The following is a 15615-nucleotide window of genomic DNA, read 5'->3' on the forward strand; positions in this document are numbered from 1 at the left end:
TGTTCACCTGAGCAACAGCGGTGTTGTGATCAGAGCGAGTCGGGCGGTGGAGGAATCCTGGCCTCGGTCGTGGCGTTGAGCGTCCTACCAGCGAAGAAGTCCTTCCCGGTGATCGTCGCGAGGAGCATGAGCGGCACGCCCGCCACCAGGATGCCGATCCCGATGACGAAGACCCCGCCGACCGGTCCGAAATGGGTTTCGCCGTAGTCGCGGCCGAGCATGTCCATGCTGCTTCTGGCGAACGCCCAGGTCATGGTGAGCGCGCCGAGCAGCGGCAGGAGCCCGCGCAACAAAAAATTGCGCGGCGACGCGGTCAGGCTGCGGCGGAAGTACCAGACGCAGGCGTAGGCGGTCATCGCGTAGTAGAACGCCACGGCCAAGCCGAGCGAGGACACCGAGTCGACCAGCACGTTCGAGCTCACGAGGGAGAGCACGAAATAGAAGAGCAGGCAGCACGCGCCGGTGACCGCGGTGGCGAAGCCCGGCGTGAGGTACTTCGGGCTCACCTCGCCGAACCGCTCCGGCAAGGCGCGGTAGGTGGCCATGGAGAGGGCCTGGCGGGCGGTGGGCAGAATGATCGTTTGCGTGGAGGAGAGGGCGGAGACGCTCACGGTGAGCAGAAGGGCGACCGCCGCGATCTGGCCGCCCGCAGGCAGGCCGAGCACGGTCAGCACGTCGCTCTCGTGCTCGGGGTTGTTGAGCCCGATCCCAGTGCTCCCGAACCCCGCGAAGCTTTGCGCGGCGTAGCTGACCAGGATGTACGTCGTGACGAGCAGCAAAGTCGCGATGACGGCGGCGCGTCCCGGCGTGCGGGTCGAGTCTTCGGTCTCCTCGCCGACCGCGAGGCAGGCGTCCCAGCCCCAATAGATGAACACGCAGAGGATGACGCCGGTGGCGAATTGCGAGGTGGAAAGGCCGGTCGGGACCAACCAGCTCAGGCTCGGGGTGAGGGCCTGCGGCCCCGCGCGATGGGCGAAGACGCGGACGAGCGCGACGACCGCGATGCAGCCGAGCACCCCGAACTGCACGGCCATGAGCACGTTCTGCATGCGCTCCCCGAGATCCACCCCCCGGTAGCTGACCCAGGTCATGAGCACGATGATCGCGGAGGCGGTGGCGATTTTCGCGGCGGCGGAAGGCTCGTGGCCGAACAGCCGGAACAGATAGATCGAGGCGATCTCGGACGCGTTGCCGACCGAGATGATGCCCGAAACCGCGAGGCCCCAGCCGGACATCCAGCCCGTCCACGGGCCGAAGGCTTTGGTGGCCCAGGTGAAGGTGGTGCCGCAGTCCGGGGTGTCGCGGCACAGCTCGCGGTAGGCGAAGGCGATGAAGAGCGTCGGAAGGAACGAGAGCAGCAGGATCGCGGGCGTTTTCGCGCCGACGGTCCCGGCCAGCGGCCCGAGCGCCCCGGCGAGGCTATAGGCGGGCGCGGTCGCGGAAAGTCCGATGACGATGTTGCCGATCAGGCCGATGGCGCCGGACTTCAGGCCTTTGGGGGCTTCGCCGCGCGTGGTGGGCTCGGGGGAGAGGTCTGTGGTCGCGATGCGCCGAGCGTACCGGGCGGCTCCGGCTCTGTCGAGCGGGGCTGGCCCGCGCCGGACCCCGCTGCTAGCCTGGCTCACAGGTCGACGCAGACGAGAGGAGACCGCCATGTCCGAAGACGTGCGCGAGCGTCGTTTCTTGACGGTGACGAAGGTCCAGGCCTCGCAATCGGGACCGGCGGAAATCGTCGGCGGCGCGCAGATTTTCTTCTGGCGGCCTGAGAACCAGGGCCGGGGCTACACGAGCCGCCGCGCGCGGATCGCCCGTGCTCTTTTCGGCAGCGGGCGGCGCTCTAGAACTCTCTTGCCGAATGTGCGCAACGCCGACCTCGGCGTCCCCGTCTTCCTCGGCGAGGACCGGGGCGGCGTGCGGCGGTACGCGTACCTCATGGGGGACACCGGGGACAAGGACAACCTCGACGGGAGCGGGAACAACGCGGGCGGCTTCGGCGGTCCGAGGATCGCGGGGAACGCCGCGCTCCTCGCCCACAAGGACGCGGACGGACGGATGGAGTTGGACGGCTTCGTCCGCGACCCGCGATACCGGTTCCTGCCTTGGGAGCTTTTCCCGGTGGAGCGCCCGCATGTCCGGACGAGGCCGCTGCGCGCGAGGGAGGGCCGCTTCAACGGCACGCAGTACCCGGACGGCAGGCCGAGGTCGGTGGTGCCGACTGGCGCGGTCATGGCGGCGGGCAAGCTGGTCGTGGCCTGGCAACAAGTGGACTGGGGCCCCGGCGGGGCGGGGCCCGCGCGCGGCGAGGGCTCGTGGCTGCAGCAGTTCGACCTCGACGCCGAGACGCGGACCGGCTCGAAGGTGCGGGCCGGCGAGCCGGTGGCGGTCGGGGACTCCGATTTCCAGCAGATCCAGCTCGCCTCGCACACGGCGGACGGCAAGGAGGAGTTTTTCATCGTCGGATCGGCGGTCGCGCGGGGCAATCCCGGCCCGCATTTGGCGAAAGCCTCCGCCGAAGATCTCATGGACCCCGCCAGGTGGCGGCATTTCGGGGAGGACGGCTGGGGCGAGCCGGGGCGCGCGCGGGAGCAGGCGCGCCCGATCCCCGATTTCCCGAACGTCGGCGAGGGCGGCGCGGCGGTCGTCGGCGGCAAACTCGTCATCGTCTACACCGACGAACGGCTCGGCGTCGCGCTGCGCTCGGCCCCGCTCTCGGACTTGGCGAGCTTCAGCCCCCCGCAGCTCGTCGTCACCTGCGATCCCGGCCAGGGCCGGGGGCCGGTCGGCGCGCATTTCAACGAGCCGGGCGGGCCGTACGGCGGTTTCGTCCAGGACGTGGACGAAACCGCGCGGATCATCACAGTCGCCCTCTCGCGATGGAACCCGTATAGCGTCTACCTGTTGGATGTACACTACGAATGACAATGAGATGGTGGGGCGTTTGGGGCGCGGCATTGCTGACGGCGGGATTGCTCCTCGCGGTCTATTTGAACAGCGGATCCGGGGGCGTTCTCGTCGGCGCGGCGGCCCGTGCCGGATCGTCGTCGGCGGCGAAGAGGCCAGCCTGCTCGCCCGACGACCCTTCGGAGCCTGCGGGGTCGTTGCTGCCCGGCTCGCGCCAGGCGAAGCAGGCGCTGGTCACCGCGGATGAGGTCAGTCTGATCGTGGGCTGCCGGATGCATATGGTCGCGCGCGCTGCGCGCGAGGTCGGCGACGGCGCGGCCTCGTCCCAGCCCGCGCAATGCGCCGTGCTGGCCGGGCTCGGCAGGCCGGAAGCCTTCTCAGGTGCGTCGGAGCCGCCGATCTCGGTGCGCTACAGCTCTCGCGGGCGCAAAGCGGGCAAAGCGGAGTGGACGGTGGTCGAGCACGTCGGGCTTTTCCCCGACCCCAAGAGCGCCGAGGCCGCGTTCGACGCGTTCCTCGACGCGCTCGAGAGCTGCGACTTGCTCCAGGAGGCCGTCGAAGCCCCCGTGGACGAGGACCAAGCGTCCTCGGCGCGCCTCGCGAAGGTCTCCGTCGGGCCGGACTGGGCGAAGTGGAGCCCGGCTGGAGCGGCCAGGCGGTCATACCCGCTGGTCGTCGGGCACAAGGGCAATGTGCTGTACCAGTTCGAGGTGCTCCACCGCCCCGTGCCCAAGAAAGGCCGCGATCCGCTGGACGCCTTGATCGAGCTGTCGCGCGAGAAAATCCCAGACTGAGCTTATGGCGGCGGGACCAGGTCGAAGCGCAGCTGGACGCGGCGCCGTTCGTCCTCGTCGGGACGGAGGACGAGATCCTCGCCAAGGCCGCGGCCTGCGAACGGCGATGGGAATCACCCGTTTCGTGGTGCGGGAGGCTGCGATGGGCTGACTCGGCGGGGCGCTGCCCAAGCTGATGGGCTGAGCCCGTCCGTGCGGGGACGCTACGCCGGGTGGACCCGCCGCCAGTGCTCGGCGATCTCGATCCGTCTGGCCACCCACACCCGCTCGTGGGACAGCACGTGGTCGAGGAACCGCTCCAACGCCGCCGCGCGGGCGGGGCGGCCTGCGAGGCGGCAGTGCAGCCCGACCGAGAGCATCTTCGGCGAGCCTTCGCCGCCCTCGCGCCACAGCACGTCGAACGCGTCGCGCAAGTGCGCGAAGAACTGATCGCCGCTCGGGAAGCCTGCGGGGGAGGAGTACCGCATGTCGTTGGTGTCGAGGGTGTACGGCACCACGAGATGCTTTTGGCCCGACACTTCGGCCCAATACGGCAGGTCGTCGGCGTAGGAGTCGGAGTCGTAGGCGAAACCGCCGTGCTCGACGACGAGCCTGCGGGTGTTCGCGGAGTCCCTGCCGGTGTACCAGCCGAGCGGACGGGAGCCGACGAGGGCGGTGTGCAGCTCGACCGCCTCGCGCATGTGCTCGCGCTCGACGGCTTCGGCGATGTTCTGGTACGACTTCCAGCGCAATCCGTGGCAGGCGAGCTCGTGGCCGAGTTCGACGAACGCCGCCGTCGCCTCGGGGTTGCGCTCCAATGCCCTGGTCACCGCGAAGATCGTCAGCGGCAGCCCGCGCCGTTCGAAAGCGCGCAGCACCCGCCACACCCCGGCGCGCGAACCGTACTCGTAGAGCGACTCCATGCTCATGTGCCGGTCGGGGAAGGGCTCGGCGGGAACGATCTCGGACAGGAAGGTCTCCGCGTGCGCGTCCCCGTCGAGCACGCAGTTCTCCGCGCCCTCCTCGTAGTTGAGGACGAACTGCACGGCGATCTGCGCGCCGTCCGGCCACTGCGGGTCCGGGGGATTTTTCCCGTACCCGACCATGTCCCTCGGGTATTCAGCCATCCTTGCCCCACGCCTTTTCCAGGCCGGCGAACCCCTTCGGGGTGAAGGAGCCCCAGAGCCGGAACCGCGCGAGGCCGCCGTCGGGGAAGATGTCAAGGCGCACGTGCGTGATCGGCGCGCCGCCCTCGGCCAGCCGGAACCGGTGCCGCGTGTCGGGCGCGAGCTTGGTCCGCCCCAAAAGCGGAACCTGCTCACCGGAAGCGGTGAGGCCGGTCAGGCTGGCGGCCCCTGGCGCGTTGCCGAGGAAGTACGAGGTGTCGATCTCCGCCCAGTCCGCGACGCCTTCCTCGGCCAGGCGCACGAGCACCCAGTCGTTGCCGGAGTCCCGCCTGCGCGCGGTCTCCCAGCCATCGCCCATCACGCGGGCCTTCCCGGGGCCGAGCAGCTGGTGCGGGTGGCTGTAGAACCGGTTGGAGCAGTCGACGACGCGCCCGCCGTTCTCCGAGGCGGCGAGGTCGATGTTGTCGCCGCGCAGGAACGCGGGGTCGGGGGTCGCGAAGCCGTGCGCCCGGAACCGCGCCACGCCGCCGTCGGGGTGGATGGTCAGGCGCAGGTGCGTGCGGCGCTCGCCTCGGTTCTCCTCGGGGACCGGGAGGGCGTTCGGGAAATCCGGGACGAGCGGGCTTTTGGGCACGAGCGTCTCCCACCGCTCGCTCTGCCGGACCTCGTCGGAGTCCGGATGCCCCGGCAGGAACAGCGCCTCGACGCTCGCGTGGGTGGGGGCGTTGCCTTTGAACCACGCGGTGTCCACCACGACACCGTGCACGCGGCCCGGCACGCCGAGCCGGACGATGGCCTGGTCGGAGCCGGCAGCCCGCCGCCGCCTCGTCTCCCAACCGTCGTAGACCTGCCCCTTGTGCCCGAAATCGGCCGGAGTGAAGGCGGGCGCTCCCGGTTTGATCAGGTTCTCTTTCTCGGCGAAGAACTCGTCGTTCGCCCAGATCACCGCGCCGCCGAGGGCGCGGCTCGCGAGGTCGGGCAGTTCGGCGAAGTCCTGGGGCCCCGCTTCGGCCTCTGGTCGGGGTCCGTTCATGGCGTGGGCCTTTCCCTTCGATAGAGGGCGCGCAGCACGTCGGTCGTGGCGAATTTGGTCTTGGCCGCGACCTCCTTCTCGGTGAACGCGCCGACCGACAGGCCGCGCAGCGTGATGGCGGCCAGTTGCTGGATTGTCGCCGGCTCGTCGAGCTTGCCCCGGAACGCGGTGTTCGTGAGATAGGCGCGCAGTCGGGGGGCGGCCTCGGCGAAAGCCTCCCGGTAGAAGCCGTAGGCGGCGAGCCATCGGGTCGGCAAATGCGCGGGGTGCAGATCCCAGCCCTGGTAGTAGCCGTGGTCGAGGGAACGGGTGACCAGCCGGAAATGCTCGGCCACGGCCCAGTCCGCCTCGTCAGGCCCGCCGTCGGGGACGACGATGGACCCGCCGTCGCAGACCCACACGCCGCGCTCGGCGCTGGCGGCGAGCATCACCGCTTTCGCGTGGTCGGCCACCGGATGTTTGAGGGACTGCTGGCTGGGGGCGATCCCGCAGGCCGCGCTGTAGTCGTAGGTTCCGTAGTGCAGCGCGGTCACCCGGTCGGCGGCCAGGTTCATCGCCTCGGCGAGCGCCGCCGCGCCGTCGTGGCCGAGCACGATTTGCGGGCTCTCGATCTGTAGCTCGAAGCGCAGCGAGCCTTCTGCAAGCCCGTGCGCTTTTTCCAGCTCCTCGCAGAGCAGGCGGGCGGCGAGGGCTTGCACGGGCAGGCGCAGTTTGGGGACGGTGAAGACGAAGCCTTCCGGCGCCCCGCCCGCAGCGTCCAAGACCAACTCCAGCGTGCGGCGGCTACGGGCGTGCCAGGCGGTGGTCAGCCCTTTGATCCGCACCCCGAACGTCTCCGGCGACCCCGGCTCGGTCCAACTCTTGAAGATCTCGCCGACGCGCCGGGCGTGCGCGTCCTCGGCCTCGTCGTCATGGGCCCCGTAGCCGTCCTCGAAGTCGAACCGCAGGTCTTGGATCGGCTGGGAGGCGAGCCGGGCTTTGACGAGTTTGAGCGAATCGGCCTCGTCGAGCCCGCGCAGCACGTCCGCGTGCCGTTTCACGGCGTTGAGCGCTTCGGCTCCCCATTGCTCGGGCAGATCTGCCTCGGCCTTCGCCGCGCTCACGTAGACGGTGTGCGCGGGCTGCCCCTCGACCTTGTTGCCCGGATAGCGTTTGGCGAGCCGGGCGTCGACGTCGGCGAGGACGGATTCGACGGTGATATCGGCGGATGCGGCCATCTCTGTATTGAACCTGACGGGCGTTTAGCGCGTCAGAGCGACCCTCGCCGCGCTCGCCACGTCGGCGAGGAGCTGGTCGTTCCGCTCGGCTTTGTTCTGCACGCGGGTGAGGATCGCGACTGCCAACGGCGCTTTCCCGCCGGTCGGCCAGACGATGGCGATGTCGTGGCGCTCGCCGCGCGCCCCGGTGCCGGTCTTGTCCGCGACCTTCCACTCCGATGGCAGCCCGGCTCGAATGCATTCGGTCCCTGTGACGGAGCCGAGCATCCAGTCGACCAGCTGTTGTCGCTGCGGCTTGGCGAGGGCTTCGCCAAGCGCGAGCTTGTGCAAAGTCTTCGCGATGGCGCGCGGAGTCGTGGTGTCGAGCAAGTCCTTTGCCTCGCCGTCGCTCATCGCCTCTTCGTGCCGGTCGAGCCTGGTCACCGTGTCGTCGAGCGAACGGAAGAAAGAGGTCACAGCGGGCGGACCGCCGAGGAAGTCGATCAAGAGGTTGGCCGCGATGTTGTCGCTGATCTGGATCGAGGCTTCGCAGAGTTCCGCAAGGGTCGCGCTCTTGCCGAGGCGGCTGTTGCCGAAAGGCGCGTAGCCCGCCCCTGCTGCGGCTTCGGCCGGGACGGGAATCGACCGGTCGAGCAGCCCCGGCTCGTCCTGCGCTTTGCGCAGGACCGCCCCTGCGAGCAACGCCTTGAACGTCGAGCACATCATGAAGCGTTGGTCGGCGCGGTGCTCGAGGGTTTTGCCCGACCCGGTGTCCAGGACGAACACGCCGACTTCGGCTTCGTGGCCGCGCTCGAGCGCCGTCACCGCGTCGGCGAACGCGGCGGCCGCCGCGAGATCGGCGGATTCCGGCGAGGAGGTTCGGCCGCCTCGGCCGTCCTTCGGGCCGCCGCACGCGGAGAGCACGGACAAGGCGAAAAGGCCGCAAAGGGCGGCGCGTCGGGGGAGCTGGGCGTTCCGGGTCGGCGAGTGCGAGGACATGCTCGCACTGTAAACAACGTGATCGCGATGCGATAGAGTGGTCCGCGCGTGAATCGGCTTGAAGAAGAAGCGCTTTTCCGAGCTGACGAGTCCGAGGAGGATGACGATGTCGGAGCAGGGGCCGTACGGATTGCCCGGAGCGGGGGCCCAGCCGCCGAAGACCGGGAGACAAGCGCGAGCGGTGTTCGGAATTCTGGGGGCGACGGCGGTCATCCTCGTGATCGCGATTGTCGCGGTCCTGTTCGTCAGCCGCAACGGCCGGTCGCACCTCCCGCTGCCCACGTCGGGGAGCGCGGCGGAGCAGAAGAGCTCCCTGGCGGGCAGGTCGAAAGCGGAGCTGGCCCAAGCCCTCCCGCAGCAGGGCGACTTGCCGGCCGGATGGACGCTGAGCACGAAGAATCCCATGGACGAGTTCGCCAGCCTCGCGTCCGAGCATCCCGTCGCGACGTCGGAGTCCAAGGACGACGAGGCTGACGGGATGAAATTCACGCCCGCAGGCTGTGATTTCTCGGCGGAGATGGAGAAGATGGGCGCGGTGCTGGGCAATGCCATGCCGAGATCCCCCGGAGCCGGGGTCGGCCCCGGCTCGCCGGAGATCCTCGGATACGCGCAGGCGACGCCTCCGGGGGAGAGCGGGCTGGTTATTCCCGGTTTCGGCGGCAGGGCGATCCAGGTGAAGATCACCGGCGGGGTGACGGCCGAAATCATCGGGCTGATGAACCAGTTCAAGGAGTTCGTCGGCAGATGCCCCACGGTGCACGGGGAGCGAAGCGAGCCGGGCGGGGGATTCTCGATGGCGATGGATATCGCCTGGAGCCAGTTCGATCCGCCCGCGACCGCAGGCGAAAAAGCCTTCGGGCTGAAGATGCAGATGACGCTGACCACGACGTTCGACGGGCAGAGCCACGGGGGCACGGTCACGCAGATGCGCACGATGGCTTCCGAGGTCCGAGGCGTGTTCGCCGAGGTCGACGTCACCGGGGACAAGTCGGACCAAGACGTCGCGCTCGCCGAGCAGCTCTACAAGCTGACCACGCAACGGTTGCACGACCTGCCCTGACGGGCTGTTCACGTTCGTAACATCGGCGGCAAGCCCAGGTAACACCTCGTCTTTACGTTGGGGTGATGACCCTCGCCGCAGAGCAGCAGCCAGCCGCCGCTGCAGCGTCCCCGAATCATCCGCTCGAACCGCTCTGCGCGGAGGAGATCGCCTCGGCGAGCGCGATCCTCGCCGCGCATCCCGATTTCCCCGCCGGGGCGCGTTTCGTCTTCGTCGAGCTCGCCGAGCCGCCCAAAGCGATGGTTTCGGACTTCCGTCCGGGCTCGGGCTGGGACCGGCGAGCCGCGATCCTGCTGCGCGTCCCCGCCAGTCGGACCACGATGAAGGCCGTCGTCTCGATCACGGCCGCCGAAGTCGTCTCGCTCCGCGAAGTCTCCGGAGCCACCCCGTTCACGTTCGAAGAGTTCATGGCGAGCGAGCAGGCGGTCATCGCGGACCCCCGCTGGCAGGAGGCGATGCGCAGACGGGGCGTCGAGGACTTCTCGCTCGCCATGGTCGACCCGTGGGCTTCGGGCTACACCGGCCCGCAGGACGACCCAGGGGTGCGGCGCATCGCCCGTCCGCTCACCTTCCTTCGCTCGCATCCGACGGACAACGGCTACGCGAGACCGGTGGAGGGGCTCATCGTCACAGTGGATCTGGACACGATGGAGGTGGTGGAGGTCGTCGACCACGGCGCTGTGCCCTTCCCGCCCAAACCGGGCAACTATTACCCGGAGCTGCTCGGCCCCGACAACGTGCCCGCGTTCGAGGGCCAGCGCGCGCCGCTCAAGCCGATCGTCATCGCCCAGCCGGAAGGCCCCTCGTTCGAGGTGGACGGGCACGCCGTGAGCTGGGCGAACTGGCGGCTGCGAATCGGGTTCACCCCGCGCGAGGGCCTTGTGCTCCATGACGTCCGGTACGTGGACAAAGGGATCGAGCGCCCGGTGCTGCACCGCGCCTCGCTCTCCGAGATGTACGTCCCGTACGGGGACCCGCAGCCGACGCATTGGAACAAGAACGTCTTCGACGAGGGGGAGTACGGCCTCGGCTGGCTCGCGAACCCGCTGACTCTCGGCTGCGACTGCCTCGGCGAGATCCGCTACTTCGACGGTTTCGTCAACGACCAGGACGGCAGGCCCGTGGTGATCAAGAACGCGATCTGCATGCACGAGGAGGACGCCTCCATCGCCTGGAAGCACACGGACTTCCGCCACGGACGGCCGGAGGTCCGGCGCAGCCGCAGGCTGGTGATCTCGTTCGTCTCGACCGTCGGCAACTACGAGTACGGCTTCTACTGGCATTTCTACCTTGACGGCTCCATCGAGTTCGAGATCAAGCTGACCGGGATCCTCTCGCTCGGAGCCGTGCCCGTCGGCGAGGAGCCCGCATTCGGCACGATGGTCGCTCCTGGCCTGTACGCGCCGAACCACGAGCATTACTTCTCGGTGCGCCTGGACATGCGGGTGGACGGGGACCGCAACAACCTCTACGAGGTGAACTCCGTGGCCGAGCCCGAGGGGCCCACCAACCCGCACGGCAACGCGTGGAAGACGGTGAAGACGCGGCTGAGGAGCGAATCCGAGGCGCAACGCCTGCCGGATCCGCTCGCCGGGCGCACCTGGCTCGTCGCGAGCGCGGAGAAGAAATCCGCGCTGGGCGCGCCGACGGCGTACAAGATCGAGCCGGGCGCGTACACCCGACCGCTCTGGCTCCCCGGCTCGCAGCAGGCGAGCCGGGGAGTCTTCGCCACTAAACAGCTCTGGGCCACGCCGTTCGACTCCGAGCAGCGCTACGCGGCTGGGGAGTTCATCGCGCAGCATCCCGGCGGCGACGGGCTCGGCGGCGCGTACACGGCGGGGGACCGTTCGCTCGAGGATTCGGACCTCGTCCTCTGGTACACCGTCGGCGCGCACCACGTCGTGCGTCCGGAGGACTGGCCGGTGATGCCGGTGACCAAGGTGGGCTTCCACCTCAAGCCGTTCGGCTTCTTCGACGGCAACCCCGTGCTGGACCTGCCTCCGGAGAGGCCTGAGCACGGCGGCGCGACCGGCTGCCACTGCCCCCCGAGCGAGGACGACGTCCCCAACTGACCCTGCTCTGCCCCTGCCCGAGAACTGAACCGAGGAGCGCCCACCGATGCCGTCTTTGCCGATCGTGGAAGAGATTGAGGACGCGAAAGCCCGACAGAGCGCCGGAACGGGGCTCGCGGCAGGGACGATGGGGGGCGTCGAGCTCATGGCCCAGTCCACCGCGGGCATCGCGCCGAGCGCGGTCATGGTGTCCGGCGCGACGCTGGTGGCGGCGAGCGCCGGGCCTGGCACGCTGTACTCCTACGCGGTCTCCCTAGGCGTGCTGCTCCTCGTGGGCTGGTGCGTCGCCAAGGTGGCGAGGTTGCGCCCTGGCGAGGACCTGCTCTCGCATATCACCGCCGCGTTCGGGCGGGCTGTCGGGTTCGTCGGATCGATGGGTCTGGCTTTCGGCTACCTCTTGATCGCGGTCGGCTGCGTGGCCCAGTTCGCGCAGTACACCAAGCCGCTCTTCGGAGTCGCCCCGCCCGTCAGCGCGGGGGCTCCGGGGACCTCGTTCGGGTTCACCTTCGTCATCGAGGTCGTCTGCGTCGCCGCCGCCTCGGTCATGATGATCCGGGGCGTGCGTGTCTCGGCGTGGACCGGCGTGGTGCTCGAGGTGCTGTCCATCGGCGCGATTCTGCTGGTCCTCACGCTCGCCCTGGTCCGGCACGGCCTCTCGGCGGCTCCGCTGCTGGCGACCGGGATCACCCCGGGACAGGTGGTCGCGGGCATGGTGCTCGCGATCCTCGGCTTCGTCGGCTTCGAATCGGCGGCGTGCCTGTCGGTGGAGGCGAAAGATCCGCAGCGGACCATCCCGCGCGCGGTGTTCGGCAGCGCCTTGTTGGCCGGAGCGTTGTATCTGTGCTCCTCGTACGCCCAAGTCGTCAGCTTCGGCGGCGCGGACAAGCTCTCCGCCGACGCGACGCCGCTGAACACGCTGGCGGACGGGATCGGGCAGCACTGGCTCGCCCTCGTCATCGACCTCGGCGCGGTCGCGTCGAATTTCGCCTGCGTCACCGGCTCGCTCACCGCGGCGAGCCGGGTGCTCCACTCCATGGGGGAATCGCGGCTCGTGCACGCGAAGATCGGTTCCGCGCATCCCAAGCGTCGGACTCCGCATATCGCGATCCTGCTGCTCAGCGCCACCGCGCTGGCGGTCGCAGTCGGCATGGCGCTGAGCGGGGTCAACGAGCTGGACGTCTACTCCTACTCGGGGACCCTCGGCACGTTCGGCTACATGATGGCCTATATCCTCATGGGCCTCGGCGCTCCCGTGCTGCTGCGCAAGCTCGCTCCGCAAGCCGGCGTCGCGCTGGCCGCCGCCGTCGGCGGCGCTGTCGCGATCTGCCTCGCGTATGTGTTCTACCGCAACGTGTACCCCGTTCCGGAGTGGCCGACGAGCCTCATGCCGTGGCTTTTCGTCGGGGTGCTGCTCGCAGCCTCGGCCTGGTACGTCGCGGGCCCCGCGCGGCGGCGCGGCGAGCCGAGGCCCGCGCGGGCGCTCGTCGAATCGGCGGGATGACAGCTCGCGCGGATTATCGCCGCAGCTCGGCTGGAGCCTCTTTGCCGGTCAGCTCGGTCCAGACCGTTGCGGGCAGTTTGGCGTTGAGTTTGCCGCGAACCTTTTCTTGGCCTTCGCGCGCCTGCGATTCGGAGAGGTTGTCGAAGGCGAAGCAGGGGCCGCTGGCTGTGAGGCCGCTCGGCGCGGTGTCTCTCATGTCGTCCACGGCGGCTTGTTTCGACGCTCCTGTCCCAGACCACGAGCCGACGAGCGAGCCGTCGGCGTTCGTGGTCCCGCACACCGAGAGCGACCAGCCTTCCTCCTCGGCGGCGGCCCAAGAGGAGGAAGAAGCGACGGCGACGGGCATCAGCGCGGCGCTGGCGGCGATTCGCCAGACTGTGGCAATGCGTTGGCAAGACATAAAGGACTCCATTCCCGGCAGCCGACAGCGCGCCGTTCGGCGTGGATCATCGCGCCCGCCCCGTTGCGGTTGGTTCCGCAGTCTATCGCGGCGGGGCAGGGGGCGGCGGCGGACCGGGCTGGGGATGGCCCTGCACGGTCGTCGGCCTGCCCCGGAAGCAGCCGACCGAGTACGGGAAGTCCTCGGTCATCACATAGTGGTACATGGTGACTTCCTCCCCGTCGAGCACGATGGCGCTGGTGATGCCGTGGCATTCGTCGAGGTCGCCCGTCGTGAGCACGTTGTCCGGACCGAGCTGTCCTCCGGTGATCGGGAATCCGTCGAGGGCGTAGCCGAGCACTTCGCCGACGCCGGGATTGGGGATGCACGGGCTGAGCGTGTGATAGTGGTATTCGCCCACGATCTCCGGATGGCCGGAGCATGAGTCCTGCACTTCCCACGCGCCCGCGTCTCGGCCGCTGGAGTCCAGCGCGTTGAACAAGATCACGCCGGAGAGCATGACCCCGACCTCGTTCGCGACGCACTGCGGCTTCCCGTAGGTCGGCTTCGGCGGCAGCACGTAGGTCAACCGCTGGGGCCGGATCGTGTTCGGGTTGCGGTCGTACTGGTAGGCGGTGTCGTCCTGGGCGACGGGGAACTGGCCGGTGGGGTGATCGCGCGGCAGGTCGTTCGTGGTGATCACCCGAGCCTGCTCCGAATGCGTCTCTGCGAAAGAGCCGTGGTGGTGGACATGGCCTTGCACATGGACTTTTTTTACTGGGGTAATACCACTGCCCGTCCTCCGAGAACCACGGCCCTCGGACCTCGGCCCCGCCCGCGAACCCGGTCAGGCTCCGCTCGTACTGGGGACAGGTGAAAAGATAGCCCGGGCGCGGCCCGTCGACCGTGTGCTTCCCGTCGCCGACCGGCAGCCTGCCGTCGGCGTAACGGTTGCCGTAGCGCTTGCCAGGGTCGAGCAGGAGCGGCTGCGCCGCGTTCGGGCGCGCGGGGCGCGGATCGGCCGACCTGGTCTCTGGCGAGCACGCTGCGAGCAGGAGCACGGCCCCGAGCGCGAGACGGCCGACGCGACGGCCCCCCGTGACGCTCATATCAGTTGTGTCTTCTCCGGAGAAAGCCTGGTCAGGCTTTCTTCTCGGCCCTCAGCACGACCTCGAACTCCAAGAGGTTCGCGCCAGTGGCCACCGGCTTCGCGCGTTCGCCAGCGTGCGCCTCCCGCGCCGGGCCGTTCGCCCAGGCTTGGAACGCCTCTTCGGACTCCCACTCGGTGAACACGAAGTAGCGGCTCTCGCCCTTGACCGGACGGAGCAGCTGGAAGCTGATGAACCCCTCGGAGTTCTCCACGGCGTGCGCTCGGTTCGCGAAACGCTGCTCCAGCTCCGGTCCGGCGCCCTCCGGCACGTCAATGGCGTTGATCTTCACGACGGTCATAAAGCCAGCCTACGCCTCGCCGCCGAAAGCGGGCAACGGGCTCCGCGAGCCCGGCAGGGGCGGCTCGCGCCTTCGCGGGTTTTGACATGGAGAGCGCTCCAGGTACTAGCGTGGTCGGCATGACGTTCAAAATCGGCTTGCACATCCCGAGCTTCACCTACCCCGGCACGGTGGAAGACATTTTCCCGCAGGTCGCAGCCCAAGCGAAAGCGGCGGAGGCCTCCGGCTTCGACGCGCTGACGGTGATGGACCACTTCTACCAGCTCCCCGCCCTCGGCAAGCCGGAGGAGCCGATGTTGGAGGCGTACACGCTGCTCGGCGCGCTCGCCTCGACGACGTCGAGGCTCAAACTCGCGACGCTGGTCACCGGGAACACCTACCGCAATCCGGCCTTGCTCGCCAAGGTGGTCACCACCTTGGACGTGGTGAGCGGAGGCCGGGCGTTCCTGGGAATCGGCGCGGGCTGGTACGAGTTGGAGCACGCCGCGCTCGGCTTCGAGTTCGGCACGTTCACCGACCGGTTCGAGCGCCTGGCGGAGGCTTTCGAGATCATCGCGCCGATGCTGCGCGGCGAGCGGCCCAGCTTCGACGGCAAGTGGTACCGGGCGAAGGAGGCGTTGAACGAGCCGAGGCTGCGCGACGACCTGCCGATCATGCTCGGCGGCAGCGGCGAGCAGAAGACCTTCCGGCTCGCGGCGAAATACGCGGACCACCTCAACATCGTCGGGACTTCGCCGGGGGAGCTGCCCCGCAAACTCGACGTGCTCGCCGAGCGTTGCGCCGAGATCGGCCGCGACCCGGCCACGCTCGCGACCAGCACGATGATCTGTGTGGGAGTGTCCGAGGACGGCGAGCGGGCGCGGCAGTCGCAGCGCGAGCACTTCGCCAAACTCGGCGTGGACCTTGACGCGCTCTCGCCCGAGGAACGGGCGGCCCAGACGGCAGGCCACTTCGTCGGCACGCCCCAAGAGGTGGCCGAGGGGATCAAGAGCCAGATCCTCAGCGCCGGCGTCGGCGGCGTGACGGTCGTCTTGTTCGGCGGCCACGAGCCGGGGATCGTGGAACTCGCCGGAGCGACGCTCGCCCCGCTTTTCTCGTAGGGGGCGTTTTTCGCTTAAGCTGACC

Annotated in this window: 13 protein-coding genes and 1 pseudogene; 6 read left to right on the forward strand and 8 right to left on the reverse strand. The window is 69.1% G+C overall.

All coding sequences use genetic code 11. The features are described from left to right. Positions 1–29: 29 nt before the first annotated feature. Complete coding sequence (locus HMPREF9336_RS06510; RefSeq protein ID WP_007470205.1) at positions 30–1655, reverse strand: APC family permease; 1626 nt, start codon at positions 1653–1655, stop codon at positions 30–32. On the opposite strand from HMPREF9336_RS06510, the gene HMPREF9336_RS06515 reads away from it, so the two are divergent. Together HMPREF9336_RS06515 and HMPREF9336_RS06520 are read left to right on the forward strand one after the other, a co-directional pair. Next, a complete protein-coding gene (locus HMPREF9336_RS06515) occupies positions 1654–2919 on the forward strand; it encodes a DUF4185 domain-containing protein (RefSeq protein WP_007470206.1) in 1266 nt (421 codons plus the stop codon). The two genes, HMPREF9336_RS06510 and HMPREF9336_RS06515, sit on opposite strands and share 2 nt — an antisense overlap. Next, positions 2916–3695 (forward strand): sensor domain-containing protein, encoded by a 780-nt coding sequence (locus tag HMPREF9336_RS06520; RefSeq protein ID WP_021030230.1) that lies wholly within the window; start codon positions 2916–2918, stop codon positions 3693–3695. The genes HMPREF9336_RS06515 and HMPREF9336_RS06520 overlap by 4 nt, the downstream gene beginning before the upstream one ends. A 203-nt stretch (positions 3696–3898) precedes the next feature. Here HMPREF9336_RS06520 and puuE read toward each other — a convergent pair whose 3' ends face one another. The 4 genes from puuE to bla are packed head-to-tail and all read right to left on the reverse strand — an operon-like array spanning position 3899 to position 8029. Then, positions 3899–4801, reverse strand: a complete 903-nt coding sequence (puuE, locus tag HMPREF9336_RS06525; protein WP_007470208.1) for an allantoinase PuuE — start codon at positions 4799–4801, stop codon at positions 3899–3901. After that, complete coding sequence (gene alc / locus HMPREF9336_RS06530; protein WP_007470209.1) at positions 4794–5834, reverse strand: allantoicase; 1041 nt, start codon at positions 5832–5834, stop codon at positions 4794–4796. The genes puuE and alc overlap by 8 nt, the downstream gene beginning before the upstream one ends. Then, positions 5831–7051 carry a DUF6986 family protein gene (locus HMPREF9336_RS06535; RefSeq protein ID WP_007470210.1) on the reverse strand — a complete coding sequence of 407 codons (1221 nt, stop codon included), beginning with the start codon at positions 7049–7051 and terminating at the stop codon, positions 5831–5833. The genes alc and HMPREF9336_RS06535 overlap by 4 nt, the downstream gene beginning before the upstream one ends. Positions 7052–7075: 24 nt before the next feature. Next, positions 7076–8029, reverse strand: coding sequence for a class A beta-lactamase (gene bla, locus HMPREF9336_RS06540; protein WP_021030231.1), 954 nt, complete (start codon positions 8027–8029; stop codon positions 7076–7078). 106 nt (positions 8030–8135) lie between these two features. Here bla and HMPREF9336_RS06545 point away from each other — a divergent pair, with 106 nt between their 5' ends. The 3 genes from HMPREF9336_RS06545 to HMPREF9336_RS06555 all read left to right on the forward strand — a co-directional run bounded on the left by HMPREF9336_RS06545 (position 8136) and on the right by HMPREF9336_RS06555 (position 12662). Continuing rightward, positions 8136–9089, forward strand: a complete 954-nt coding sequence (locus HMPREF9336_RS06545) for a hypothetical protein (protein ID WP_021030232.1) — start codon at positions 8136–8138, stop codon at positions 9087–9089. A gap of 65 nt (positions 9090–9154) precedes the next feature. Beyond that, on the forward strand, positions 9155–11161 hold the full coding sequence (locus HMPREF9336_RS06550; protein WP_007470213.1) for a primary-amine oxidase: 2007 nt from the start codon (positions 9155–9157) through the stop codon (positions 11159–11161). A 46-nt stretch (positions 11162–11207) separates the two neighbouring features. Beyond that, positions 11208–12662 carry an APC family permease gene (locus HMPREF9336_RS06555; protein ID WP_021030233.1) on the forward strand — a complete coding sequence of 485 codons (1455 nt, stop codon included), beginning with the start codon at positions 11208–11210 and terminating at the stop codon, positions 12660–12662. A gap of 13 nt (positions 12663–12675) precedes the next feature. Here HMPREF9336_RS06555 and HMPREF9336_RS06560 read toward each other — a convergent pair whose 3' ends face one another. The 3 genes and pseudogenes from HMPREF9336_RS06560 to mhuD all read right to left on the reverse strand — a co-directional run bounded on the left by HMPREF9336_RS06560 (position 12676) and on the right by mhuD (position 14490). Beyond that, positions 12676–13062: a hypothetical protein gene (locus HMPREF9336_RS06560; protein ID WP_021030234.1), complete on the reverse strand. Its 387-nt coding sequence runs from the start codon at positions 13060–13062 to the stop codon at positions 12676–12678. 82 nt (positions 13063–13144) lie between these two features. Next, positions 13145–14150 (reverse strand): annotated as a pseudogene (locus HMPREF9336_RS06565) (YHYH protein). A 31-nt stretch (positions 14151–14181) separates the two neighbouring features. Then, the gene (mhuD, locus tag HMPREF9336_RS06570) at positions 14182–14490 is read right to left on the reverse strand and encodes a mycobilin-forming heme oxygenase MhuD (RefSeq protein ID WP_007470217.1); all 309 of its coding nucleotides are present in this window, start codon (positions 14488–14490) and stop codon (positions 14182–14184) included. Between the two features lie 119 nt (positions 14491–14609). Here mhuD and HMPREF9336_RS06575 point away from each other — a divergent pair, with 119 nt between their 5' ends. After that, positions 14610–15590, forward strand: a complete 981-nt coding sequence (locus HMPREF9336_RS06575) for an LLM class F420-dependent oxidoreductase (RefSeq protein ID WP_021030236.1) — start codon at positions 14610–14612, stop codon at positions 15588–15590. Positions 15591–15615: the final 25 nt, after the last annotated feature.

It is taken from the genome of Segniliparus rugosus ATCC BAA-974 (assembly GCF_000185725.2).
Classification (GTDB): Bacteria; Actinomycetota; Actinomycetes; order Mycobacteriales; family Mycobacteriaceae; genus Segniliparus; species Segniliparus rugosus.

Excerpts from the sequence above, each read along its gene's own strand:
- HMPREF9336_RS06515 (WP_007470206.1), top strand. The coding sequence starts at position 1,654 with ATGTCCGAAGACGTGCGCGAGCGTCGTTTCTTGACGGTGACGAAGGTC.
- HMPREF9336_RS06510 (WP_007470205.1), bottom strand. The coding sequence starts at position 1,655 with ATGGCGGTCTCCTCTCGTCTGCGTCGACCTGTGAGCCAGGCTAGCAGC.
- HMPREF9336_RS06520 (WP_021030230.1), top strand. The coding sequence starts at position 2,916 with ATGACAATGAGATGGTGGGGCGTTTGGGGCGCGGCATTGCTGACGGCG.
- puuE (WP_007470208.1), bottom strand. The coding sequence starts at position 4,801 with ATGGCTGAATACCCGAGGGACATGGTCGGGTACGGGAAAAATCCCCCG.
- alc (WP_007470209.1), bottom strand. The coding sequence starts at position 5,834 with ATGAACGGACCCCGACCAGAGGCCGAAGCGGGGCCCCAGGACTTCGCC.
- HMPREF9336_RS06535 (WP_007470210.1), bottom strand. The coding sequence starts at position 7,051 with ATGGCCGCATCCGCCGATATCACCGTCGAATCCGTCCTCGCCGACGTC.
- bla (WP_021030231.1), bottom strand. The coding sequence starts at position 8,029 with ATGTCCTCGCACTCGCCGACCCGGAACGCCCAGCTCCCCCGACGCGCC.
- HMPREF9336_RS06545 (WP_021030232.1), top strand. The coding sequence starts at position 8,136 with ATGTCGGAGCAGGGGCCGTACGGATTGCCCGGAGCGGGGGCCCAGCCG.
- HMPREF9336_RS06550 (WP_007470213.1), top strand. The coding sequence starts at position 9,155 with ATGACCCTCGCCGCAGAGCAGCAGCCAGCCGCCGCTGCAGCGTCCCCG.
- HMPREF9336_RS06555 (WP_021030233.1), top strand. The coding sequence starts at position 11,208 with ATGCCGTCTTTGCCGATCGTGGAAGAGATTGAGGACGCGAAAGCCCGA.
- HMPREF9336_RS06560 (WP_021030234.1), bottom strand. The coding sequence starts at position 13,062 with ATGTCTTGCCAACGCATTGCCACAGTCTGGCGAATCGCCGCCAGCGCC.
- mhuD (WP_007470217.1), bottom strand. The coding sequence starts at position 14,490 with ATGACCGTCGTGAAGATCAACGCCATTGACGTGCCGGAGGGCGCCGGA.
- HMPREF9336_RS06575 (WP_021030236.1), top strand. The coding sequence starts at position 14,610 with ATGACGTTCAAAATCGGCTTGCACATCCCGAGCTTCACCTACCCCGGC.